This is a genomic window from Pseudarthrobacter sp. MDT3-1 (assembly GCF_054510755.1).
Genome location: NZ_JBTNDX010000009.1, coordinates 103,568 through 127,528, shown reverse-complemented (window position 1 = coordinate 127,528; position 23,961 = coordinate 103,568). Strand labels below are relative to the sequence as shown.

Below are 23,961 nucleotides of genomic sequence, written 5' to 3'. Positions count from 1 at the left end.
TGGACCTTGGCCGGTCCTTACTAATGGAAGGAACCGCCATCCGGAGGACATCTGCTACGGATGGCAACACCAGGTTCCTGCCGCACGGACTGGTTCCCTGTGTCGCAACGGGGAGCCGGCCAGCGGTTCCGCGCAGTGACTACGGGAGGAAAAACCGATGTTCGCTAGAGTCAGCACGTACAAGACCGGCCCCGAGACGGTCTCAGACACCCCTACGGAAGACATCGTCAGCAGGGTGCGTCAGATCCCCGGCTGCAAGGGAATCTACTACCTGAGCGGGAAAGAAATAGACAAGGCCATCTCCATCACGCTTTGGGATACCGAGGAAGCGATGACTGCCAGCCGGCAGGAAGCAAACAAGATCCGCAAGGAGAACAGCGAGGCGGAAAAAACGCAGATCGTTGCGGTGGAAGAATTCGAAGTCACCGTGAGCAGTCTCAGCGACTGATATCGAGCCGCTCCAGCGCCCAGTTCCAGCGGATCAGCTCCTGCTCCAGCCTGACCGCAATACCGTAGGCGTCGCTGCGGAGCCCGTCGTAGAGCGCCGACTCCTCGGCGGTCAACCGGGTCAACACAGCTTTCGACGGCGACGGCTCACTGCCCCAGGCATCGCGGTGGGCCAGCAGCGTGGCTTCGTCCATCAGCAGGCTCACCACGTGCGGGTGGACCGCGCGGAGCTGGTCGAGGATCCGGAACCCATGGGTGTCCAGGTCGCCCCAGTAGAGGACCTCGCAGTTCCGCAGCCACCCGGCATCCCGCAGCGATGAGAACCCATAACCGCCCCCATAGACGGCCAGCGCGTCCGGGCGCTCCGGGACGGCCAGGAAGTTGACCAGGTTCTCGGTGATCATCACTGTGCTGGTGGGCAGCTGCAGGGTGCTGAACGCCTCCGCGGTGACGGTCAGGTCCCGCGCCTGGCCAAGCAGCTGCATGCCGGGATCCAGAAGGCGGAACCGGACCAGCTCGGGCGGATGCAGGAAGCCGTGCGCCGCAGCAAAGCGCGCCGCCGGCGTCCGGGCCGGGGTCAAGCCGAGCAACGAACCGGGCGCGGCCGGGGTCTCAGCCAGGCCCCCGTCCTCCTTGGCATCTGAAACATCAACAACGTCCGCCCGCAGCTCCGATGCCAGCTCGCCAACAACAGCCCGGTGGTTCTCGATGAACTTGGTGTGCACGCCGGGCAGGCTCAGCTGCCGGACGTAGAACCCCGGCTCGGGGTGGTCCCGCAGCCAGAGCGCCACCCGGGCAGCCGTCAGCACATCAGCCCCGAGCTCCAAAAGCTTCAACGGCCGCTTCAGCGCCCACCCGCGGAACGCAGGATCCAGTGCTGACAACCCGCCGGCAAGCTCCACAAACCGGGCGGCGTCCTTCATCCTGCCTGTAAAAGCGATCTCGTCCTCCACGGACGCGAACACCGCCGCGGCGGGCAGCTGGTTGGCCCCCACCGTGGTGCGGCCCACCTCCGCGGTTTCCAGGCTGAAATGCCCGACGGCGGCAGCCAGCTCAGCCGCCCACGCGCGGGCCGCCGCATAATCGCGTAAGAGAGCCACCGCCGTCGGACGCTTCAACGGACGACGGCGGGGGTACAGTCCGCCGGGTTCCAGCACCTCTCGCAGCAGCGCCCCGCTGCCCCAGGCCTTCCTCGACTGCGCCCGCAGGTCTGCCAGCGTGGTCCAGCCGAGACCGCGTGCGTCAGCCGGCACGCCGGTCCCGCTCGTCCCGGTACTCCTGGATGGTCATGTTCCGCAGCTGCGAATCGTCGCCGTTGGTGTTGGCCACGAAACCCACATGGGACACAAAAGGCTCGATGACGTGGATCTTCTGCAGGGGCGTGACGATCAGCAGCTGCAGCTTCATCCGCTGGAACAGCTCCAGCCCGTACCGGGCGGACTCGTCTGAGCCGCGGCCGAACGCCTCATCGATGACGACAAACCGGAAGCTCCGCCCGCTCCCCGCGTTCTTGCCCGCACTCTTGCCGGACGCCAGCCCGAACTGAAAGGCCAGGGCGGCCGCGAGGATGGTGTAGGCGAGCTTCTCCTTCTGGCCGCCGGACTTGCCGCCCGAATCCGTGAAGTGTTCAAACTCCTCGCCGGTTTCGGTCCATTTTTCCGAGGCGGAGAACGTGAACCAGTTCCGGACGTCCGTGACCTTGGCGGTCCAGCGCTCGTCGAGGGTGGTGTAGCCGTCCCGGCCCCGGAACCGCTCGATCAGGCGCGCCACCTGCAGGTACTTCTGCTCGGAGTACTGGTCATCGTCGCCGATGGTGCCTTCCGAACAGGCCCGCAGGTCCAGGCCGAACTGCCGCACGTCGAGGTCGGTGCTGTTCTGGTGCTCCAGCTGGATGTGCCGGCCGGTGTTGTACTCAATCCCGGCCAGGGACAGGTTGATTTCGCCGATGCGGTTCACGATGTCCTGCCGGCGGCTGTCCAGGAACGCGTTGAACGCCACCACCTCGTGGATGGTGTTCTGGTTCAGGGACTCCTTGAAGTGGGCCTCGAAGCGCGGGAGATCGTTGCTGACCAGCTGCTCCAGCAGCTTGCCGAACTCGCTGGCGGACTCCAGGGCGGCGTCAATCTCCGTGGTCTCGTTCGGGTACTTGTTCCGGAACTCGGCCATGAGCCGGACGGTCTTCTCGGCGGCCCGGGCGATCTGTTTGGAGAGTGCGTCGATGGTGTCGGTCAGCCCGGAACGGACGGAGCTTTCGATGGTGCCGGTGTTTTTGTAGGTGAGCGGTTTGCCGGCGAGTTCCGCGGCGGCGAGCCGGGCGACGGCGGACAGCACGCCGCCGTCGTCCGTCAACGGGGTCTCCTGCAGGACGCTGCGGCAGTCCTCGATCGCCTCGACGATGTCCTTGGCCGCGCCCTCGTTGGAGCCGATCCGGCGCTGGACATCATCGGCCCGCACCTGCAGGCGATCCAGCTTTCCGGTGAGCTCGGCTTCCTTCGCCGTCAGCTGCCGCAGCACATCGCTGGTGGACTCCAGCTGGGCCTTCTCCGCCTTGAGCTCCTCGATGCGGCGTGCGGTGAGCTGCCAGCTGAGCTCGGCGAAGTCCGACACCGCCCCGATGATGCCCAGCTGCTGGTTCTGCCGGCCGATGGCGCCCAGGGAATCGTTGACCCGGGACAGCTGGCCGGCCACCACGCTGAGCTGGCCCTGGACGTCGTCCTGCTCGGCCCGGAAACGGCTGATCTTGTCCAGGTTGTCCCAGCCCAGGACGTAGTTCCGGCGGTCGGACAGATCCTGCCGGTCGTCCTTCTCGTGCCGGCCGCGGCCGCCCTTGAGCTGGCCGTTGGCGGTGAGGGCCTTGGAGCGGCGGCGGAAGTCCTCCAGGGTGTCGCAGCAGAAATAGTCGAAGCGGCTGCTGAGCTCATCCAGCAGGAAATTGCGGAACGGCGTCCCCTGCTTGATGGCGATCTTCGCCCCCAGCGTGCCCGCCTCGGCCGGCTTCGGAGCGTACGATTCGCCGATCTTCAGGTACACCAGCCGGCCGCGCAGGTTGTTGCCATCCACCCAGCCGCTCACCGCCGCGTAGTGCTCCGACGGCACCAGCAGCGACAGCGCAAAGCCGCGCAGGGTGCGTTCGGCGGCGCCTTCCCAGGCCGCTTCGCCGTCGCGGACGCGCAGCAGCTCGCCGGCGTACGGCAGGTCAGATTCCTGGATGCCGGTCCCGTCGCAGAGCCGACGGCGGAGCTCCACCTGGGGGCGCGGCAGCAGGTTGGGGCGCGCCTGCAGGCTGGTCAGCTCCGCGGCGATGTCGGTGGCGCGGCCGGTGAGCACCGTGCGCGTCATGGTCAGTTCGGTGCGGCTATCCTGCACGTCGTTTGCTGTGGCGGCCAGTTCCTTTTCGACGTCGGCCAGCCGGGCCCGGTTGGCGTCGAACTGGACGCGGTCGGCCGGGGCCTGAAGACCGAGGTCCGCGGCAGCTTCGGCGTACTTTTCGAAGCGCACCCGCTGGGACCGGGACTCTTCGCCCAGCCGTGCGGCCTCGGCCTCGATGGCGGCCAGCCGGCCGCCGCCGTTGCTGCGGATGTCTTCCTTGACGGCGGCCAGGTCGAGGCGGAGCTGGGTGATTTCGGTGGCCAGCTTGCCGCTGTCCTCCTGCAGCCGCAGGCCGGTGTTCTGCAGTTCCGTCTGGTGCTCGATGCTCAGCTGCAGCTTCCGGTCCGTGAACCACGGGTGCAGCTGGTCCCGCTGTTGGCGGGCGAATTCATCGTCCCGGCTCAGGGCGGTGTGCTGGGCCGCGCCCTCGGTGATGGGGGTGAGCAGGGCGATCTGGTCCTTGGCGCGGAGGACGGCGTCGTGGGCTTTTTTCAGGTCGTCGAAGTGGTGGATGAGGTTGCCGATCCGGGCTTCGACGTCGTCTTCCTCGAGCATGTTGGTGCGCACGAAGTTGGTGATGTTCTCCACCTGCTTCATGGACACCGTGCGGTGGAACAGCTCCATGGCCTGATTGCCGCTGATGCCGAACTGCCGCTTGAACGCCGCCGCGTAGGGCTCGAAGGTTTCATGGATGGACGCCCCCGCGGCCCGGAGCTGCTTCTTCAGCTTCGCGGGGTCCTGGCCGAAGTTGGCGAAGTCCCCGGCGATGGACTGCTCGCCCTCCACCAGCGAGTAGAAGCGGTTCGGCTGGCCGGCTTCCTGGGTGGCCCAGAGGGTGATGGCCAGGGTGATTGACTTGCCCAGGACGGCGTTGTGGAAGACGCCCAGAACCACGGTGAGCTTGCCGGTGCCGCGCAGCGCCACGGGCTTGGAGTATTCGCCGCCGGCGCTCCGGGTGCTCTTGTGGAAACCCCTCACGTACGACATCAGGGTGCGTTCCTTCTTCTGTGCACCCGCCGCCTTGTTGTACTCGATCCTGTTGGCCGGCAGCAGCAGGGTGGTGATCGCATCCACCACTGTCGACTTCCCGGAGCCGATGTCGCCGGTCAGCAGGCTGTTCGAACCGTCCAGCCGGAACGTCCGCACCTCCTGATGGAAGGTGCCCCAGTTGAGCAGCTCCAGACGGTGCAGCCGGAACCCCGGGGGAGTGCCGGCGTCGTCCGCTTTTTCATCGAGGCTGAACAGCATCTCCTGCTGGTCAGTGGCGCCCTTAATGGCAGTGGCCGTGTCGGTGGTCATGTGCGGTCCTCTTCCTTGGGGCCGGTGGCGGTGGCTCCGGTGAGCGAGGCGCGGTAGTCGGCCAGCCGCGCGTCGAATTCCTCCAGCCACTGGGCATCCACATAGGCCTTCAGGATCCGGGCCACCTCGTAAGTGCCCGTCTGGCCACGCAGTTTCCGCAGGAAGCCCAGCTCCACGACCTTTTTGATGTTCGTGCCGAGCTGGTCCAGGATCCGAGCCTCGTTGCTGGATTCGGGCAGGAAGACGGCCACCATGTCCGCGATGTCCTGCTCGGTCATGATCAGGCGCAGTTCGCTGCTGTTGGTGTCGAATTCGAGCATCCGGCCGCGGAGCAGCGCCAGGAGGAGGCTGACGTTGAAGGTGAGCGGGCGGCGGGGGATCAGCCGCGGCAGCGTGCCGTCCGGGTCCTCGCGGGATTTCAGGAACGCGTAGCCCTCGGACTCGTCCAGGATCAGGTCAAGGCCCAGGACGGCCACGTAGTCGCGGACATGGGAGGACAGGCCCAGCAGCGACTGCCAGATCTTCTCGTCCGTCTCGGCGTAGACCACGCCTTTGAAGAGCTTGGTGACGACCCCGGGAAGTTCCTCCGGCGTGTGTGTTTCGGGTGCGTCTGTGGTGGTCATGCCGGCCTCACGAAGATGATCTGTTCGACGGTGGCTTCCCGGATGCTGCCGTCCGGGAGCTGCCAGGACAATTGCTGTGACTCGTCCGGGTTGATGGAGGCCCAGTCCGATTCGGTGGCGAGCTGGTAGTAGGCCACGATCTCCGCCAGTCCCTGCGACAGAGGGTGCGCGGCCGCTACTTCGCCAAGAGTGGCCTGCTCGGCGCCGGCCAGGACGTCGTCGATATTGGACTTCAGCCGCTCCGTGTCCACATGGAACTGGCTGAAGAGGGCGCCGGCATCCACTTCTGCATCATTTGCCGCCACCACGACGTCGTCCACCATGATCCGCCGGCTCGGCTCATACAGCGGCCGTTCGAAGGGAAGCGCGACCTCGACGGACTGAGCCGCGATCTCCATAAAGACGCCCGACGGCGGCACCTCCCGGGTGCCCAGCGCGCCGGATTCGATGCTCCTGACCAGCTGCATGATGCGCTTGTTTTCCAGGAACACCTTGTCGTCCAGGAGCCGGCGCATCTGCTGCGAGAGCTGCCGGACAGTGGCCTGGGTCTGCTCGACGGCGGGTAGCCAGTCCTGGTGCAGGTTGGTCACGGCGTGCAAGTTGTCGAGTTTGGCGAGGGCGTCGATCTGGGTGGCCCGCTGCAGCAGGTCCCGCAGTTCGGTGCGCAGCTGCGGGGACATCAGGTAGTCCCAGAAGCCCTGGAATGTGCGGCCCTGGAGGGAGCCGCTGATGTCCTGCTGGTTGGCGAAGATGGAGGCAAGCAACTCGCCCTGGGTGCCGTCCCAGGTGGCGATCTGTTCGCGGACCTGCCGGTCCAACTTCCGGAAATTCTGCTCCACCTCACGGAAATCGGAGAGCAGGTCCTTGGCCAGGGTGGTCAGCTGCTGGAAGTGGTCCAGGGCTTCCGGCGCAGTCATCACGCGGATGTTGCCGTCCTTGATCCGTTGCATCTCGGCGTCGATCCCGTCCCGCTGGCGCTGGAGCTCGGCGAGCCTTACCTCCGGGTCGGTCTCGGACTGCTGGACCAGGGCCTTCAGCACGGCGAAGATGCTGGTCAGCCTGGACTGGGTGGCCACGAAGTCCCGCCCGCTCAGGCTCTCCACCCAGCGGACCACGTCCTCGGCGGCGGCGGTGAGATCGTAGCGCGGCTCGTCCTGGCCGGGGACGTAGTATTTCCGCAGCCAGGCACGTTCCGGGGCCGCCCACTCATCCAGGTACTCACCGGCCGGCCTAGGATACTTGTCCTCGCCGAAGACTTCACGGAGGCCGAACAGGACATCATCGAGGTGGTCAATGAGCTCCTGCCGGCCGATGTCCCGTTGGTTGGGTCCGGTGAAGGCCTTGATGAAGAAGCTGACGGCCAACGGGGCGTTCTGTGCGCGGAGCAGGGACCACCCTGCGTGGTTCTCACGCAGTGCGTTGATGGCGTAGAAATCCATGGCGTCCTCATGCAGGGTGCTGTTATTCCTAAGCTACACGGGGACGGAGACAGTGATCGAACTTGTCGTCCCCGGTGATCGAGCCTGTCGAGATCCGGAAGCCCGGTGATCGAGCCTGTCGAGATCCAGGGTTTCGACAAGCTCAACCGCCAGGCGCACTCAACCACCGGGGGACAGGACGTTGATGCCCGCATCGACGGCAGCAGCCCGGAGCTCGGCGTCATACGCCACCATTACGTCGGACTGCAGCCGGATGGCCGCGGCCAGATGTATGGCGTCGGCGCTTCGCAGCATGCCGGGCAGGGCCGCCGCGTACATAAGGTCCGAGCGGGCAACATCGACCAGGTTAATGGCTCCCAGGACCGTATTGACGGGCTCGCCGGGAAATCCGCGGCGATGGGCCGCGCAATGAAGTTCCGTATAGAGGAGCATCGAAGCCACCAGCTGGTGGCCCTGGGCTGCCGCGGTTGAGAGGTAATGGGCGGCCGCGGATGATTCTGGCTCTTCGACCACAAGCTTGAGGACAGCCGACGTGTCCAGGTAGATGATCACCGGTCCCCGCGGAGGTCAGCCAGGATCTCAGCAGTGCCGGCTTCTGACGGGACGCGCGGCAGCGTCTGGAAATCGACCGGCCCCTTGGCGGCTGGGCGGACCTGGCCCGCCAGCAGCAACCGCTCAAAGGGCGACGCCGACGGCGGAATCAATGTAGCGGCTATCTCGCCGTTGTTTGTGACGTCGATGGTTTCGCCGTTCTTAACGCGCTCCAGGATTTTGCTGCTCTGGTTGCGCAGTTCCCGGTGTGGAATGGTCGCCATGGTTACCTCCGTAGCAAGCGTAGCAACTGCTGCGTCTGAGCGTAAGGCTCAACCACCGTGGGTTTCGACAGGCTCAACCACCGCCCGCTCCCAGTGCCGCCGGAGCAATTCAGCCAGCCGCTCGGGCTCGATCCGGTGTGGCGGATCGAAATGGTGGCGCTTGGGGAACACTTCCAGGTGGAAGTCCGGGAAGAAGACCCTGGACAGCCGGCTGGCGATATCGCCGTAGTCATGGGGATTGCTCAGGCCGCCCAAGGCGAAGTAGACGGGCTGGCGAAAGGCAGCCAAACGCGCCCTCTCCAGGTCATAGTTTTTGAAGGTCCGCAGGAACGCCCTGATACCCGCCGGCCGGTTGGCCATCCACGGCGGCGGGGGATCCGGCGGCGGCGGAAGGACGACGTCGGGCTTAACTCCCAGCCTCATGAAGGCGGACATGAACTGCTCCGGCGGGAGGGTTTCCAACTGCTCGTACTTCTTCCGGAGCTCCGTGTACGCAGGGCTCCAGTCCCAGTTCCCGGCCCAGGCAGGTTCCAGCAGCGCCAGGCTCAGCAGCCTGCCCGGGTGCTTGGCAGCGAACGCCAGCGCCGCCGCGCCGCCACCTGAATAGCCCGCCAGATGGAACGTCTCCCATCCCCGGGTATCGGCTTCGCGCAGCACGCCGTCGATCTCTGTGTCCAGGCTCCAGTCCGCCGGCGGCCCATCGTCCGCGTAGAGCGCGAGATCCTTGGCGATTGCCTGGACATCCGGCCCGAGGGCTGCGATGAGTCCGCCGAAGGCGGCCTGGGCGGGGAGTACAGCGCCCGGTAGAAGGATGGCCCGAATTGGTCCCATGGGAGAACGGTACGCCTGGATTTCGACAGGCTCAACCACCGGATACTGGAGGCTCAACCACCCGTCTCGTTGGCCGGTGGTAAATGGTTCGGAAAATCTCCTGTAGTGTTGATCCTGTTGTTGTGTTTATGCGGTTGGTAGTTCAGGCAGTACGCGCGGTCGAAAGTCCGCGTCTTTCTGAAGTAGCGGTTTTGAACACCCCACACCGGAGGACCCGAAAGTCGGGACTTTTCCTCCACCTTCACGAAGGACAAAAATAATGGCTACTGGTACCGTCAAATGGTTTAACGCTGAAAAGGGCTTCGGCTTCATTTCCCCCGATGACTCCTCACAGGACGTTTTCGCTCACTACTCCGCGATCGCCTCTTCCGGCTTCCGCTCACTCGAAGAGAACCAGAAGGTTTCCTTCGAAACCGAGCAGGGCCCCAAGGGTCCCCAGGCCGTCAACATCCAGGCACTCTAATTCTTTAGAGATTCTGGGGCCTTAGGGTTTCATTTTCAAAGCAGGGCCGGTCATTAGACCGGCCCTGCTTTTGTTAACCCGGATGTGCTTCAAAGCGCCCGACTGGCAACTTCCGAGAAACCCCTTCAAGATAGTCAGTGGGCAAGCAGGGGGGTGATCGAGTCCATCCCGCCGCACAGAGAGGCCCGCACTTCGTGCCAATACCAAAACGTCAACTCAGTCCGCTCATCCGCAAGTTCGTCAACGGCAGCCGCCCCGCCCAGGCAGAGACCAGAGGCCTCGGCGAGCTCAATCCGGTGGAGCCCGCCGCCCGCCGGGAGGGGCTGCCCGTACTGGGCGATGACCAGGTCTATGTGATGAAATACGGGACGGTCTATCACACGGCGTGGTGTCCGGTGGTGGCCGACTGCTGGGACCACGCCCCCAGAAGACTGCTAGTGACCCTGTTGGCCGCTGTGGGGGAGCGAACCCGGTGCGCGGAATGCAACCGGCACGCGAAGGCAGCCAGGGCGTCAGCTGCGCAGGAATACCACCAGCAAGCCCGGCCCACCCCCGAACCCCCACCGCCTGACGCCGTGGTCCCGCTGAAAGTCATTGGGCTGGCCCATGGGATACTCTTCCTGGCCGCAGGGCAGGAATATCGGGAACGTTTTAAGGAAACCGCCGTGGAGCCGGCTACCCCGCTGTGGGTGGACGGGCGGCGTGACGGCATGGTGGTGCGGCTGGACTCCGCCAGCGACGAACCACTCGTGCTTGTCCAGTTGGACCCCCGCGCCACGTTCCGGAACGGTCCGTACCAGGTGCGCCTGCGTCATCCGCTGCGGCGGTCGGCCACCAAACCCTATGCGGTTGAGTCAGTTGAGTCCGTTGAGCCTGCACCATGACGGATCCCCGGCCGCACCCTGCAGGACTGCCTCCATGCAACTTTCCGTTCCCGCCTTCGGCTGGGAAAACAGCCACCTCTACGCCATCCGCTGGAAGGACCGCGCCGGAAAGCCGCGGGAGATTGTGGGTCCCCAGGACCTCACGGAAGATCTGGACGCAGAGCCGGCTCCGGCGTCGTCCTTTCCGAACTGCTGGATGCCCAAAAGCCGGGAAGCGCGCTGGAATACGAGTACGACTTTGGCGATAGCTGGACGCATCACGTGGAGGTGTTTGGTTCAGCGGACCTTCCGGCCGGGGAACTGCTGTGCGTCGACGGCGCCAACCGCGGACCCGTGGAGGCCTTCGGCGGGCCCCGCGGTTACCAGCGACTGCTGCAGATCGTCGCGGACCCGAAGCATCCGGAACACGCGGATGCGCCATGCTGGCCGCCGGGTTTGTCACCCGGTCCGGCCATCCCATCCCGGACGAGTGGGTCAGCGACATCAACCGCGTGGTGCGTTGGAACTTCGAGTGCCTGCACCTGACGGCGCCCAAAGTGGGGCCTCTTGACAGGGCACTGCTAACCGACGGCGGCGTGAAGTTCCTGCTGGCGGTCCAGGCTGTGGGCCGCTCGGTTTAGGGCTGGCTTTCGCTCCCCACCCGGTCACTCGTCCGGGTTCGGATTGCGTACGTCCTTTTCGCCGATATCCGCAGCACCCAGGGCGGCCGCGGCCGGGCTGTGCGTGGTTTCGTGCGCGCGAACGCTGAGCTCCGGATGGTGGAGGTCCAGGGCGGGACGCTCTGAACGGATCCGGGGCAGGGACGTGAAGTTGTGGCGCGGCGGCGGGCAGGACGTGGCCCATTCGAGCGAGGCGCCGAAGCCCCACGGGTCATCCACCTCAACGCGCTCTGAGCTGCGCCACGTGATGTAGACGTTCCAGAAGAACGGAATCATCGAGGCGCCGAGAAGGTATGACGAGATGGTGGAGAACTGGTTCATCCAGGCGAAGTTGTCCTCCACCAGGTAGTCGGCGTAGCGGCGGGGCATGCCCATGACCCCTAGCCAGTGCTGGATCAGGAAGGTTCCGTGGAATCCCAGGAACAGCATCCAGAAGTGGATCTTTCCGAGGCGCTCGTTGAGCATTTTGCCGGTGAATTTTGGCCACCAGAAGTAGAAGCCTGCGAACATCGCGAACACCACGGTGCCGAACACCACGTAGTGGAAGTGCGCCACGACAAAGTACGAATCGGAGACGTGGAAGTCCAGCGGCGGGGAGGAGAGGATGATCCCGGTCAGGCCGCCGAAGAGGAACGTGATGAGGAAACCGAGGCTCCAGAGCATGGGGGTTTCGAAGGTGAGGGATCCGCCCCACATGGTGCCGATCCAGTTGAAGAATTTCACGCCGGTAGGTACGGCGATGAGCATGGTCATGAAGGCGAAGAACGGCAGCAGTACCGAACCGGTCACGTACATGTGGTGTGCCCACACGGTCATGGACAGGGCTGCAATGGCGATGGTCGCGTAGACAAGGCCCTTGTAGCCGAAGATCGGCTTGCGGCTGAAGACCGGGAAGATCTCGGACACAATGCCGAAGAACGGCAGCGCAATGATGTACACCTCGGGGTGTCCGAAGAACCAGAACAGGTGCTGCCACAGAACCGCGCCGCCGTTCTCCGGATCATAGATGTGGGCACCGAACTTACGGTCCGCCCCCAGGGCAAACAGTGCTGCGGCGAGCGGCGGGAAGGCCATGATCACCAGGATGGCCGTGACCAGCGTGTTCCAGGTGAAGATGGGCATCCGCCACATGGTCAGGCCGGGGGCGCGCATGCAGATGATGGTGGTGATGAAGTTGACGGCGCCCAGGATGGTGCCGAATCCGGACAGTGCCAGGCCGAAGACCCACAAGTCACCGCCGACGCCGGGAGTGAATGTGGTGTTGTTCAATGGCGCGTAGGCGAACCAGCCGAACGCCGCAGCGCCCTGCGGGGTGATGAAGCCCGAGACGGCGATGGTGGAGCCGAAGAGGAAGAACCAGAAGGCCAGGGCGTTCAGTCGCGGGAAGGCGACGTCGGGGGCGCCGATCTGCAGCGGCATGATGACATTGCCGAAGCCGGCGAACAGCGGGGTGGCGAACATCAGCAGCATCATGGTGCCGTGCATCGTGAACAGCTGGTTGTACTGCTCCTTGGTCTGCAGGATCTGCATGCCAGGTTCGAAGAGCTCGGCCCGGATCAGCAGGGCCATAACTCCAGCCAGGCAGAAGAAGACGAACGACGTGATCAGGTACATGTACCCGATGACCTTGTGGTCAGTGGACGTGATCCAGCTGACCACCATGGCGCCTTTGCGCCGGGGTACTACCGCAGGAGCAGCGGTTGAGCCGGTCCCCATTCGTGAATGTCCAGTGATGGCCATCTTCCACCTCACAGATACTTCTGCATGACAGCTATGGGCCCTTTGCATGAGCCCCTAATTGCAGGCTACTCACTAACGCGGCATCCCGAAAGAGTCAGTGCAGGCCCATCGCGTTCCGGACCTCGTCCAGGATGTGGTGGACGGCGGTCTCCGCCCCCACCGCGTCTCCACGGGCCACCGCTGCAGCAACATCCTCGTGGGCCTGTAAGGCTTCGTTCCGCGGTTTGAAGGGCATCAGGCCCTGCTGGGTCCGGCTGGTGAGCACCTCGGCCACCATGCCTTCCAACGCGGTGAACATCTCATTGCCGCAGCTTTGGAGCAGCAGGCAGTGGAACTCGATGTCGACGGCCAGGAACGCCTCGAGTTCGCCGGCCTCACCCAGTCGCCGCAGCTCTGCAGCCAGGGCAACCAGCTTGGCCCGTTCCGCGGCGCTCGCCCGGCGGGCAGCACCTGCGGCTGCAATGGGCTCGACGGCGATGCGCAGCTCCGTGAGGCTGCTGTACTGAATATCGCGCCGGACAGAGCCCAGGCGCCAGCGCACCAGCTTGGGATCGAAGACATTCCACAGCCTGCGCTCCTGGACCACGATGCCCACCCGCCGGCGCGAATACACCAGGTTCATGGACTCCAGGACCTTCATGGTGTCCCGTGCAACGGTGCGGGAAATGCCGTACTCCCGCTGCAGGCCCTCAAGGGTCAGCCGGCTGCCCGGAGGCAGGCTCCCTGCCGCGATGGCGACGCCAACCGCCTCGAGAACGCGTTCATGCATGGCGGGGGAGGCCCCGCCGTCGTGCGCGTCATCCGCGTCCGGTGGTGTCGCCGTCGACATCTTTCCTGCTTTCCTCTGCGCCTGTGCGCCCTCCAATCGTACCGACAAATTCCCAAAGGTATGACTTGTGACACCAAAAGATAGTATCTATGGTTAGAAATGGTGATACCTTATCTCCCGGCGCAGTTCCGTGTGGGATGCGCAATGAGCTTTCTTCATTTAGCCAACGGCGTCTTCTTCGGAGGTAAAATATGCAGTATCCAGCCACGCACCTGGTGGTGATGGGCGTTGCCGGTTCCGGCAAGTCCACCATTGCGGCAGCTCTTTCCCAGCAGCTTGGCTGGGCCTGTGCCGAAGCGGACGAGTTCCACCCCCAGTCCAACATCGACACGATGACCCAGGGCATTCCCCTGCAGGACGGGGACCGCTGGCCCTGGCTGCGGGAAATCCAGGGCTGGATGACCGCCCATGCCGCTGCCGGGAAGAGCACCGTGCTCACCTGCTCCGCCCTTAAGCAGAGCTACCGTGAGCTGCTCTCCGACGCGCAGGGACGGGTCCTGTTCATCCACCTCGACGGCGGGGCCGACCTGATCGGCCAGCGCATGCAGGGCCGCGAAGGCCACTTTATGCCGCCCACGCTCCTGCCCAGCCAGCTGGCCACCCTGGAACCGCTGACCGGCAACGAACTTGCCGCCGGCAGCCAACGCCTGGACATCTCCAATTCCCCGGAGGAGATCGTCACCGCCGTTCTGGCTGGCCTCGAGCTTCCCGCGGGCCTGGCGACGGGTGCTCACCTGGAGCTCAGCGCCAGCTGAGCTCAGCGCCTGCTGAGCCGGGCCGCTGAGCCCGCCCGATTTTCCCCCAATATTTCATTAGTTCTGTTTCAAAGGAGAACCATGGTCATCGAAGGATGGACCCAAACGCTGGGCGCAGGACCTCTGCTGCTCATCGCCGCGGCATCGATTGTTGTGCTGCTGTTCCTGATCATCAAGCTGCGGATGCACGCACTCGTCGCCCTGATCGTGATCAGCCTCGCCACCGCATTCGCCACCGGAATCCCCGCCAACCAGGTAGTTCCTGTGCTGATCAACGGGTTCGGCACAACCTTGGGCACCGTGGCCCTCCTTGTGGGCCTGGGCGCCATGCTCGGCCGCATCGTTGAGACCAGCGGCGGCGCCAAGGTGCTGGCCGACTACCTGATCGGCGTGTTCGGCGAAAAGCGTGCCCCGTTCGCCCTGGGCCTCGCCTCCCTGATCTTCGGCTTCCCCATCTTCTTCGACGCCGGCCTGGTGGTCATGCTGCCCGTCGTCTTCGCCGTGGCCCACCGCCTGGGCGGGGGAGTGCTGCGCTACGGCCTCCCGGCCGCCGGTGCGTTCTCCGTGATGCACATCTTCCTCCCGCCGCACCCTGGCCCGGTCTCCGCTGCTGCCTTCTTTGATGCCAACATCGGCCTGGTCCTGATCGCCGGCCTCATCACCGCCATCCCCACCTGGTACGTCACCGCCTACCTGTTCGGCCTCTGGACCGGCAAGAAGCTGGTCCTCCCGGTGCCGGAAATCCTGGGCCACGCCAGCGCTGAAGCCGAGTCCCACCCGCCGCGCTTCCGCACCATCATCGGCCTGCTGCTCCTGCCGCTCGTCCTGATCTTCATCAACACCGGCCTGAACACCCTTGCGTCCTCCGGCGTGCTGTCCGACTCGGTCAAGAGCGAGCAGTGGTTCCAGGTCCTGCGCACCATCGGTGAAACCCCGGTGGCCCTGCTGATCGCCGTACTGGTGGCCGTGTTTGTCCTGGGCGCCCGCCGCGGCAAGGACGCTGGCGCCATCGAGAAGCTGCTCGAATCCTCGCTGGGGCCGGTCTGCTCCGTCATCCTGATCACCGGCGCCGGCGGCATGTTCGGCGGCGTCCTCCGTGCCTCCGGCATTGGCGACGCACTGGCCGATGTCCTGGGCAACCTGGGCATCCCGCTGATCCTGGCCGGCTTCCTGATCGCCGCCATCCTGCGCATCGCCCAGGGTTCCGCCACCGTGGCCCTGACCACCACCGCTGGCCTGATCGCCCCGGCAGTGGCCACCGCCGGACTGACCGGCATGCAGATCGCCGCCCTGGTTATTGCCGTGGCAGCAGGCTCCGTGGTGGTCTCCCACGTCAACGACTCCGGCTTCTGGCTGGTGGGCCGCTTCTTCGGCATGGACGTCAAGACCACCCTGCGGACCTGGACCGTCATGGAAACCCTCATCGGTGTGATGGGCTTCGCCATCGCCGCGGTCCTCTTCCTGCTCGCTGGCGTGGCGGGTTAGCGCTCTGATTCCAGCCACGGCTGACTGAAGTACGGCGGCGGGGCGTCCAGAGAAATTCTGGGCGCCCCGCCGTCGTCGTACTCCTGGTCCGCCGCTACTTGCGCGGTTTGGCCGCCTTGGGCGCTTTCGGCGGGAGCTGCGCGACGTACTCGAAGGCCTTCTCCAGCCAGGCGCTTGCCCGCGCGTCGTCGCCGTCGCCCTCGGCGTTCCAGACCTCCGGCAGTCCGGTGTAGCCGCCCATCGGCCGCTCCGCCGGGCCGAACGGGACGGTCCGCTCCGTGCTTTCGAGCACCTGCCTGTCGGCGTCGGAGAGCTTCACCCCGATGGTGGAACCGAACAGTCCGGCGAACATGTTGCCGTTGACGAAGGCGCCCAGGTTGCCGAACATCGGCTTGACGACCACCTCGGGGTTGTCCGGCACTACTGAGCGGAACCGCTCCTTGGCTTCGTCGGACGCTTTGGCCATCTCCATGGTGCTTCTCCCAGGGTTGCGGTGTGATTCTTTGTGCAGCTTATGCCCGCTCAGTCGACTGGGACAGAATTTCCGTACCGCTAGGCTTGCAGGAGTCCGCACTCACCTCCCAGGTTCCCACCTCAACCAAAGGACACCCCTTGACCCAACGCACCATCGTGATCACCGGCGCCAGCGACGGCATCGGCGCGGCAGCCGCGCGGACGCTGACGCAGGCAGGCGACCGGGTGGTCGTCGTCGGCCGTTCCGAGGAGAAGACGCAGGCCATCGCGAAGGAGCTCAATGCCGACTATTTCGTCAGCGACTTCGCCGACCTGGATCAGGTCCGCACGCTCGCCGCGCAGCTGAAGGACGACTACGAGCGGATCGACGTCCTGGCCAACAACGCCGGCGGCATCATGGGCAAGCACCAGCTCACCGTGGACGGCAACGAGTCCACCTTCCAGATCAACCACCTGGCGCCGTTCCTGCTCACCACCGAGCTGATGGACGTCCTCACCGCCAGCAACGCCAAGGTCATCAACACCGCCAGCGCGGCCAACGGCTTCGGCAAAATGGACCTCTTCGACCTCAAATCGGAGCACACCTACTCCACCAACCGCGCCTACGGCACCGCCAAACTCGCCAACATCCTCTTCACCAGCGAGCTGCACCGCCGCTTCGGCGAGCAGGGAATCACGACGGCGGCGTTCCACCCGGGCGTGGTCCGCACCAACTTCGCGGCAGAGTCCACCAGCCCCATGCGGCACGCCTACAAGACGCTCCTCAACCGCTTTATGCTCACCCCGGACCAGGGCGCCGACACCCTCCTCTGGCTCAGCAACGGCACCGCCGGCACCGACTGGATCTCCGGCGCCTACTACGCCAAGCGCGCCCTGGCCAAGGCCAACGCCCAGGCGTACGACGCCGAGCTGGCGCAGGGTTTGTGGGAGGCCAGCGAGGCGCTCGTCGCCCGCTAGGTTCTGGCGTGCCGGGTTCAGGATCCCAACTAGGTAGCGCTAACTGTCGTTATGGGGCCTCAAAACGACAGTTAGCGCTACCTAGTTGGGCTGGACCGGGCCTGAACCGAGTCAGCGTGCCCGCTCGACGTCGGCGGCGCTTTCTGTCTCCCCGCGTTCGCTGAGCCCGGCCACGACGCCTTCCACATCCGCCGCGGACCGGTTCTGGCTCAGCTTGGTCTTCGCCTCAATCCTGGTGATGACCAGTTCAATGCCCACAATGGCGCGCAGCTGGCCCGAGATATAGCGCTCCGGCGCGTCATCCACGCTCCACGGGTGCTCGAAGTCTGCTTCGTTGATGTTGGTCAGCCGCCTGACCTGGCCGGCGAGCCAGGCCGGGTCGTCATGGATCACGAGCTGGCCGTACACGTGTGCCGTGGAGTAGTTCCACGTGGGCACAACGCGTCCGTGCTCGGCCTTGGACGCGTACCAGGACGGCGAAATGTAGGCGTCCGCGCCCTGGACGATCATGAGGGATTCCCCGATGGCCGGTTCGGACCACTGGGGGTTGTTCCTGGCGACGTGCGTGTGCAGCGCGCCGTGTTCGCCCACCGAGGGGTCGTAAACAAACGGCAGCAGCGTGGCGAGCAGGCCTCCCGGCGTCATGGTGACCAGGTTCGCTGCGCCGGGCCTCGTGAGTAGTTCCTGGATGGCGTCGGGGCCGGCTTCGAAATGGGCTGGCGTGTACATGGTGCTAATCCTTTGCAGGTTCGAGGGTTCTTGTGGCGAGAGGCTCGGCAGGGTGAGGGACGGCGGGCTGCGAGGATGCCGGCTTGAGCCGGACCCGGACCGCGGCGCCCGCGCAGAGGATGACAGCCAGGCCGCCGACGATCGTGCTCCACGTCAGCGACTCGCCGAGCAGTAGGCCCGCCCAGCAGATGCTCAGCACGGGCTGGACAAGCTGGATCTGGCTGACCTGCGCCATGGGGCCGATGGCCAGGCCGCTGTACCAGGCGAAGAAGCCGAGGAACATGCTGACCACGCCGAGGTACGCAAAGGCCAGCCACTGGACCGGTGTGCCCGACGGCGGCTGCTGCGCCACGGACACCGCCACCAGGAACAGCATCAGCGGCGACGCCAGCACCAGCGCCCACGACACCGTCTGCCAGGCGCCCAGCTCGCGGGCCAGCAGGCCGCCCTCCGCGTAGCCGATGGCCGCGGCCACCACCGCGCCCAGGAGCAGCAGGTCCGCCGAGTGCAGCTGCCCGAATCCGCCGGACTGCATGGAGGCGAAGGCGATGGCCGCCAGCGCTCCCACGCCGGTGATGAGCCAGAACGCCAGGCGTGGACGCTCGCGCCCCCGAAGAACTGCAGCTACTGCCGTCGCGGCGGGCAACAGGGCGATCACGACGGCGCCGTGGCTGGCCGGTGTGGTGGTGAGTGCAAAGGAGGTCAGCAGGGGAAACCCGACGACGATGCCGCCGGCCACCACGGCGAGGCGGACCCACTGCGTGCCGCGGGGGAGCCGCTGCCGGGTGAGGGCGAGTGCGAAGGCGGCGAGAATGGCGGCTACGACTGCACGGCCTGACCCGATAAACAGCGGGGACAGGGACTCGACGGCCACCTTCGTGAAAGGAACCGTGAAGGAGAAGGCCGCTACTCCGGCGAGGCCCCACCAGAGGCCGGTGGGCTGGCCGGGCGGTATCACTGGCCGAATAAGTGTAGTAGCGCTACTATTGTCTCTCATGAACAACGATAGCAGTTCCCGGATTGTGGCGCACCTGAAGAAATGGATTTCTTCGGCCGCGCCCGGTGCGAAGCTGCCCTCCACGCGCTCGTTGGTGGCCGAGTACCAGGCCAGTCCCGTCACGGTGCAGAAGGCGCTGCAGACGCTCACGGCACAGGGACTGATCGAGAGCCGGCCCGGCGTCGGGACCTTTGTGCGCGCCGTCCGGAGCGCCCGTCCCTCCGACTACGGCTGGCAGACGGCGGCCCTCCGTTCCCCGCTGGCGCCCCCGCCCCCGGCGTCCAGCACCATGCGCAACGTGGCCAACGATGCCATCTCCTTCCACTCCGGCTATCCGGACCGCGAACTCCTGCCCGAGCGGCTGGTGCGGGCCGCTATTGCCCGGGCAGCCCGCGGTGACGCTGCCTTGTTCCGTCCGCCCGCGGCCGGAATGCCCGAACTGCAGTCGTGGTTCGCGCACGAACTCGGTGCCTCCACACCGGCCGGGACCACCCCGCCGAACCCGAGCGACGTCGTCGTACTCCCGGGAAGCCAAAGCGGGCTGAGCTCCATCTTCAGCGCGCTCGCCGGCCGCGGACAGCCGCTGCTCATGGAATCGCCGTCCTATTGGGGCGCCATCCTGGCCGCAGCGCAGGCCGGCGTGCGCGTTGTCCCGGTGCCCAGCGGACCGGACGGACCGGACCCGGCGGAGCTGGCCCGCGCCTTTGACGAGTCCGGGGCGCGGCTGTTCTACGCGCAGCCCAACTACGCCAACCCCACGGGCGCGCAGTGGTCTGCCGAACGGCGTGAACAGGTCCTGGACGTGGTCCGCGCGAAGGGGGCGTTCCTTGTGGAGGACGACTGGGCGCACGATTTCGGCATCACCTCCAACCCCGTGCCCGTCGCCTCCCGCGACGACTCCGGCCACGTGGTCTACCTGCGCTCGCTGACCAAGAGCGTGTCACCGTCGATCCGCGTCGCCGCGGTCATCGCCCGCGGCCCGGCGCGGGAGCGCATCCTGGCGGACCGGGCGGCCGAATCGATGTACGTCAGCGGGCTGCTCCAGGCGGCAGCGCTCGACGTCGTGACGCAGCCCGGGTGGCAGACGCACCTTCGCAGCCTCCGCCACCAGCTCGAATCACGCCGGGACCTGCTGGTCACCAGCCTGCGCCAGCACGCCCCGCAGGCGCATATCGAGCAGGTGCCCAAGGGCGGCCTGAACCTGTGGGCGCGGCTGCCCGACGGGACCGACCTCGAACGGCTGACCCGCGATTGTGAAACCGCCGGGGTGATCATCGCCGGGGGAAACGAATGGTTCCCGGCCGAACCGGCAGGCCCGTTCATCCGGCTTAACTACTCGGGGACAAATCCGGGCGCCTTTCCCGAGGGCGCCCGGATTATTGGCCAGGCGATTGAACGCAACGGGGCCTAGGCCTCAGCTGGCCAGTTTGGCGCAGACATCAACCGCCGATCCCTTGGTACTCACCAACGTGAATATTCCTGTAACAAGGTCGACGTTGAAGACGATCCTTCCGACATACTGAGTGGTGGACGGTCCGGCTGGCACGTCACCTGGGAACATGACGAGCCCTTGATGACCCGTGGCCGTGTAGGTCAGGGTATCGTCCGGGTTGACCTTGATTGACGTCACTGATCCATCGGTCCGGAACGTGACTGACTTGCCCGCAACCGGATTCCCTAGGTCCGTTCCATAGTTGGTGTAGGTGAGGAGGACGCCCTTGCCTGCCGTGAGGATTCGAACGATGTTGCCGTCCTTGTCGAAGAATTCCTTGGTGTGAAGTTTGCCTCCCGTCCCACTCACCCCGAGGTTGAAGTCGGCACATCCGACTCCGACCGGGAGGATTAACGGTTCGTCGGCCAAGGCCGGCTGCGCGGGTGCCACAAGGGCTGCTGCTGCAAAGGCCGACAACGCCAGTCCGCGAGTAATGCTGTTTGTTTTCATGGGATTTCCTTTCGAACGTATATCGGGTGGGTGAATCAAGCGTGGCTCCCGGGCCTTAACCGGTCCTTAATCGCGGACGGGACTCCCCGAGGACTCTGGACCCTCTGCCCGCCGCAGGAGCATGATGGGGTTGATGTGGCTCCTCGGGGCCATCTCGTGTCAGGGCGGGCATATGGGCTCGCTGGTCGATGAGCTCCGCGGTACCGGGCCGACCAGGTCCGGGCCAGCGGCCGGTCGGTGAGGGGTGCTTGGCGATGGGCGCACTGTGGATCAGGACCCTGGGCCCTCTGGAAGTTGTTGCCGACGGGGCGCCGGTCATTGTGGGCAGCGGGAAGCTGCGGATCGTCCTGGAATGCCTGGCCCTGCGGGCAAACTCGGTGGTCTCCACTGACTTCCTGACTGAAGCCGTCTGGGACGGCCGCCCGCCCGCGCAGCCGGGCCCGCAGCTGCAGGTGTACGTGGCCAACCTGCGGCGCCTGCTCCAACCGGACCGGTCCAAGGGGATTGCTTCCCAGCGCCTGGCAAGCCGGCCGGGCGGTTACCTGCTGACAGTCACCGAGGACGAGCTCGACCTCCTGCAGTTCCGTGAACACGTCACCGCCGGTGAACTGGCCGTGCAGGCAGGAGATTTGGCCGGAGGCACCGAATATCTGCGCCAGGCTGTAGAGCTCTTCAAAGGGGCCGCCTTCCCGGACCTTGCCGACGTCGAGCTTCTGCGCCCGGACCTGGACGCACTGGAGGAAGCCCAGCTGGACGCGCACCAAGACCTCATCGACGTCGAGCTCGCTTTGGGCCGACACGGCACTTTGGTGGGGGAACTGCAGCGGCTCGTGTCCCGGCATCCATACCGGGAACGCCTGTGGGCCTCACTTGCGCTCGCCTTGTACCGCTCTGACCGGCAGGCCGATGCTTTGGCGGCATGCCGTAAAGCGCGGAGCATCTTCGTCGAGGAACTGGGTATTGATCCCGGTGCACGCCTGCAGGAACTGGAAGGCCAGGTCCTTCGGCAGGAAGCCTTGCTTGCGGCCCCCGCCGCTGACGGACACCGCAGGATCAGGCAACGGCTGGACAACCTCCCGGCCGAACTCACCCCGCTGGTCGGGCGGGCGGCAGAAATAAGAGAGCTGTGCTCAATGTATGCCGCGGAGGGGTGCAGGCTGGTTACCGTAACGGGCGCCGGCGGGACCGGCAAGACCAGGTTGGCCTTGGCAGCAGCGGCCCAGCTCGGTGAGCGAATGGCCGACGGCGTGGGCTGGGTCAATCTCGCCCCGCTCACCCAGACTCAACAAGTGCCGGCCGCCATAGTTGCTGCGCTCGGCTTGCAGGACCGGGCCGGAGAAGACCCGCTGAAGGTCGCGGCTCGCTTCTTACACTCGCGCCGGCTGTTGTTGGTCCTGGACAATTTCGAACATCTGGAGGAGGCGTGGCCGGTGGTGCTTGGCATGCTCACCGCCGCCCCCGACCTGCGGATTATGACCACCAGCCGACGAAGACTGGGACTGCGCGCCGAATACGAATATGAGCTCGCACCGTTGGCCCTGCCCCCGATTGACCAGCCCCTCCCGCCGACACTGCTACGGGAGGTGCCGGCCGTGAAGCTGCTCCTGGCCCGTGGCCGGGCAGTCCGTCCGCATTTCGATCTTAACCACGGCAACGCGGCTGTTCTCACCCGTCTGTGCCACCGCCTGGACGGCCTTCCGCTGGCAATCGAACTGGCAGCCGCCCAGTTGCGGGATCACAGTGAGGCTGAGCTCCTGGACGACTTGGAGGTCAGCCTTGCCGCGCTGCCGGCAGCCTTCCGCGACCTTCCGGACCGCCAGCGGACCGTCACGGCCACGATCGAGTGGAGCCACCAACTGTTGCGTAAGGCTGAGCGGCGGCTGTTCGATCAGCTCGGCGTCTTCGCTGCTGATCCGACTATGGCGGCAGTCAATAGCATCTGTGGTCAGCCTCCGGGCACGGAAACGATGCCTGAAGACTTGCTCATCTCCCTAGCCCGCCATAGCCTGCTGCATCGCTATACCGATCCCGCGGGACAAAGCCGCGTGTCGATGCTGCATTCGATTCGCGAGTTTGCCCGTGACCGGCTCCGGGTGCTCAACGATGGGTCGGCCGTTCGGCGCCGGCATGCCGAGTACTACCTCGGCCTCGCTGAGTCTGTCGGCCCACAGCTGTGGGGGCGCGAGCAAGTGGACGCCTTCCGGCTGCTGAATGCTGATACACCGGATTTACGCGCCGCACTGTTGTGGGCAACGGGGCCGGATGGCTCCACGGACCTGGCGCTTCGAATGGTCGGGCAACTCTGGCATTACTGGGAGCTCACCGAGGACGTGGCCGAGCAATGCGAGATCGCTCTCAAGCTGGTCGCGGGCACACCCGACGCTCCACCTTCGCTCCAAGCCCCTGCACTCAGTGGAGCAGCGACTCTGTGTTGGCTCCTCGGTCGCAACGACGCGGCGGCCGACCTTCACCACCGCGCGCTTGAGGCATTCCAGAGCGCTGGCAACGACGAAGGCGCCGCCTGGACCACGATGTGCCTGGCAGTGCAGGCGATGGAGATCAACGACACTATCACCGCCCACCGACTCGCTGCAGAAGCATTGGCCATACCTCATGCCAGCCCCCGGACTCGCGCTGCCGCATTCGTTGTTCTGGAGCGGTTAGCCTTCTACGCCGGTGACCACGCGCGAGCCCTTGACCTGAGCCGCGAGAGCGTCAGGCTTGTACGACCGCTCGGCGATCGATGGGCCCTCGGGGTAGTTTTGACTAACCTGGCCGAAAACGCAGAGCGGGCCGGCGACTACGACGCCGCGGAACGGCTGCTCCTCGAGGCGGTCGACGCTGGATTCGAGTTGGGTGCACAGGGCAACCTTGTGGGTTTCCTCGAGTCATTGGCCGGCGTCTACGTGGCCGGGCATGGCGTCGAGCTTGCCATTCGCGTGCTGGCGGCCGCCGACTCCTACCGTACCGACCGGGGCATTCCGCTCTACCCCGCAGAACAGCACCGCATCGAATCGATCATCACCAGGGCGCGCTCCGAGGCCGGTGCGATCCGTTTCGGCCTGGCCTGGACGGCCGGGCAGGCTCTGACCCTCACCCAGATCGTCAAGGACGTGCTCCGCACTAGGCAGGAGGGTAAGCAGCAGGAATTCGTTGCCGACCAGCACATTTATTCATCTTCAGACCAATCTGCAGAAAGTGCCCTGAGCGCGGCGCCGTGGTGA

General features: G+C 65.6%; 22 protein-coding genes and 1 pseudogene. 10 read left to right on the top strand and 13 right to left on the bottom strand.

What is annotated here, in order from left to right:
- Positions 1-157 precede the first annotated feature (157 nt).
- Positions 158-448 (top strand): hypothetical protein, encoded by a 291-nt coding sequence (locus ACX80X_RS09300; protein ID WP_252601264.1) that lies wholly within the window; start codon positions 158-160, stop codon positions 446-448.
- On the opposite strand, the gene ACX80X_RS09295 is transcribed toward ACX80X_RS09300, so the two are convergent.
- The 7 genes from ACX80X_RS09295 to ACX80X_RS09265 form a co-directional block, all read right to left on the bottom strand.
- The gene (locus ACX80X_RS09295) at positions 438-1,700 is read right to left on the bottom strand and encodes a Wadjet anti-phage system protein JetD domain-containing protein (protein WP_252607760.1); all 1,263 of its coding nucleotides are present in this window, start codon (positions 1,698-1,700) and stop codon (positions 438-440) included. The two genes, ACX80X_RS09300 and ACX80X_RS09295, sit on opposite strands and share 11 nt — an antisense overlap.
- A complete protein-coding gene (locus ACX80X_RS09290; RefSeq protein ID WP_459311813.1) occupies positions 1,690-5,115 on the bottom strand; it encodes an ATP-binding protein in 3,426 nt (1,141 codons plus the stop codon). Before ACX80X_RS09290 ends, ACX80X_RS09295 begins: the two co-directional genes overlap by 11 nt.
- The gene (locus ACX80X_RS09285; RefSeq protein ID WP_459311811.1) at positions 5,112-5,738 is read right to left on the bottom strand and encodes a DUF4194 domain-containing protein; all 627 of its coding nucleotides are present in this window, start codon (positions 5,736-5,738) and stop codon (positions 5,112-5,114) included. The genes ACX80X_RS09290 and ACX80X_RS09285 overlap by 4 nt, the downstream gene beginning before the upstream one ends.
- Complete coding sequence (locus tag ACX80X_RS09280; protein ID WP_459311809.1) at positions 5,735-7,177, bottom strand: DUF3375 domain-containing protein; 1,443 nt, start codon at positions 7,175-7,177, stop codon at positions 5,735-5,737. The genes ACX80X_RS09285 and ACX80X_RS09280 overlap by 4 nt, the downstream gene beginning before the upstream one ends.
- Before the next feature lie 159 nt (positions 7,178-7,336).
- Complete coding sequence (locus tag ACX80X_RS09275; RefSeq protein WP_252613128.1) at positions 7,337-7,729, bottom strand: type II toxin-antitoxin system VapC family toxin; 393 nt, start codon at positions 7,727-7,729, stop codon at positions 7,337-7,339.
- Positions 7,726-7,992, bottom strand: coding sequence for a type II toxin-antitoxin system Phd/YefM family antitoxin (locus ACX80X_RS09270; protein WP_141139769.1), 267 nt, complete (start codon positions 7,990-7,992; stop codon positions 7,726-7,728). The genes ACX80X_RS09275 and ACX80X_RS09270 overlap by 4 nt, the downstream gene beginning before the upstream one ends.
- Before the next feature lie 48 nt (positions 7,993-8,040).
- Positions 8,041-8,823, bottom strand: coding sequence for an alpha/beta fold hydrolase (locus tag ACX80X_RS09265; RefSeq protein WP_459311807.1), 783 nt, complete (start codon positions 8,821-8,823; stop codon positions 8,041-8,043).
- A gap of 259 nt (positions 8,824-9,082) precedes the next feature.
- On the opposite strand from ACX80X_RS09265, the gene ACX80X_RS09260 reads away from it, so the two are divergent.
- The 4 genes and pseudogenes from ACX80X_RS09260 (at position 9,083) to ACX80X_RS09245 (ending at position 10,790) form a co-directional block, all read left to right on the top strand.
- Positions 9,083-9,286, top strand: a complete 204-nt coding sequence (locus ACX80X_RS09260) for a cold-shock protein (RefSeq protein ID WP_024365339.1) — start codon at positions 9,083-9,085, stop codon at positions 9,284-9,286.
- A gap of 194 nt (positions 9,287-9,480) precedes the next feature.
- Positions 9,481-10,170, top strand: coding sequence for a hypothetical protein (locus ACX80X_RS09255; RefSeq protein ID WP_252607766.1), 690 nt, complete (start codon positions 9,481-9,483; stop codon positions 10,168-10,170).
- A 3-nt stretch (positions 10,171-10,173) separates the two neighbouring features.
- A pseudogene (locus ACX80X_RS09250) lies at positions 10,174-10,536 on the top strand (IS1096 element passenger TnpR family protein); the annotation flags it as partial.
- Between the two features lie 53 nt (positions 10,537-10,589).
- Positions 10,590-10,790, top strand: coding sequence for a hypothetical protein (locus ACX80X_RS09245; protein WP_459311805.1), 201 nt, complete (start codon positions 10,590-10,592; stop codon positions 10,788-10,790).
- Between the two features lie 24 nt (positions 10,791-10,814).
- Here ACX80X_RS09245 and ctaD read toward each other — a convergent pair whose 3' ends face one another.
- Together ctaD and ACX80X_RS09235 are read right to left on the bottom strand one after the other, a co-directional pair.
- Positions 10,815-12,569, bottom strand: a complete 1,755-nt coding sequence (gene ctaD / locus ACX80X_RS09240) for an aa3-type cytochrome oxidase subunit I (RefSeq protein ID WP_374209871.1) — start codon at positions 12,567-12,569, stop codon at positions 10,815-10,817.
- Between the two features lie 94 nt (positions 12,570-12,663).
- Positions 12,664-13,398, bottom strand: coding sequence for a FadR/GntR family transcriptional regulator (locus ACX80X_RS09235; RefSeq protein WP_252601242.1), 735 nt, complete (start codon positions 13,396-13,398; stop codon positions 12,664-12,666).
- A 191-nt stretch (positions 13,399-13,589) separates the two neighbouring features.
- Here ACX80X_RS09235 and ACX80X_RS09230 point away from each other — a divergent pair, with 191 nt between their 5' ends.
- A complete protein-coding gene (locus ACX80X_RS09230) occupies positions 13,590-14,153 on the top strand; it encodes a gluconokinase (protein WP_252601241.1) in 564 nt (187 codons plus the stop codon).
- Positions 14,154-14,234: 81 nt separating this feature from the next.
- Positions 14,235-15,638, top strand: a complete 1,404-nt coding sequence (locus ACX80X_RS09225; RefSeq protein WP_252601239.1) for a GntP family permease — start codon at positions 14,235-14,237, stop codon at positions 15,636-15,638.
- Positions 15,639-15,732: 94 nt separating this feature from the next.
- Here the strand turns inward: ACX80X_RS09225 and ACX80X_RS09220 are convergent, their stop codons facing one another.
- On the bottom strand, positions 15,733-16,110 hold the full coding sequence (locus ACX80X_RS09220; RefSeq protein WP_252601236.1) for a TfoX/Sxy family protein: 378 nt from the start codon (positions 16,108-16,110) through the stop codon (positions 15,733-15,735).
- Between the two features lie 140 nt (positions 16,111-16,250).
- Here ACX80X_RS09220 and ACX80X_RS09215 point away from each other — a divergent pair, with 140 nt between their 5' ends.
- Positions 16,251-17,069 carry an SDR family NAD(P)-dependent oxidoreductase gene (locus tag ACX80X_RS09215; protein ID WP_252613118.1) on the top strand — a complete coding sequence of 273 codons (819 nt, stop codon included), beginning with the start codon at positions 16,251-16,253 and terminating at the stop codon, positions 17,067-17,069.
- Positions 17,070-17,180: 111 nt separating this feature from the next.
- On the opposite strand, the gene ACX80X_RS09210 is transcribed toward ACX80X_RS09215, so the two are convergent.
- On the bottom strand, positions 17,181-17,798 hold the full coding sequence (locus ACX80X_RS09210; protein WP_252613116.1) for an FMN-binding negative transcriptional regulator: 618 nt from the start codon (positions 17,796-17,798) through the stop codon (positions 17,181-17,183).
- Between the two features lie 4 nt (positions 17,799-17,802).
- Positions 17,803-18,795, bottom strand: a complete 993-nt coding sequence (locus ACX80X_RS09205) for a DMT family transporter (protein WP_252613114.1) — start codon at positions 18,793-18,795, stop codon at positions 17,803-17,805.
- On the opposite strand from ACX80X_RS09205, the gene ACX80X_RS09200 reads away from it, so the two are divergent.
- Positions 18,794-20,206 carry an aminotransferase-like domain-containing protein gene (locus ACX80X_RS09200; protein ID WP_252607772.1) on the top strand — a complete coding sequence of 471 codons (1,413 nt, stop codon included), beginning with the start codon at positions 18,794-18,796 and terminating at the stop codon, positions 20,204-20,206. The two genes, ACX80X_RS09205 and ACX80X_RS09200, sit on opposite strands and share 2 nt — an antisense overlap.
- 3 nt (positions 20,207-20,209) lie before the next feature.
- Here the strand turns inward: ACX80X_RS09200 and ACX80X_RS09195 are convergent, their stop codons facing one another.
- Positions 20,210-20,737 carry a hypothetical protein gene (locus tag ACX80X_RS09195; protein WP_252601221.1) on the bottom strand — a complete coding sequence of 176 codons (528 nt, stop codon included), beginning with the start codon at positions 20,735-20,737 and terminating at the stop codon, positions 20,210-20,212.
- A gap of 254 nt (positions 20,738-20,991) precedes the next feature.
- Between ACX80X_RS09195 and ACX80X_RS09190 the strand changes: the two genes are divergently transcribed.
- Positions 20,992-23,961: an AfsR/SARP family transcriptional regulator gene (locus tag ACX80X_RS09190; RefSeq protein ID WP_459311801.1), complete on the top strand. Its 2,970-nt coding sequence runs from the start codon at positions 20,992-20,994 to the stop codon at positions 23,959-23,961.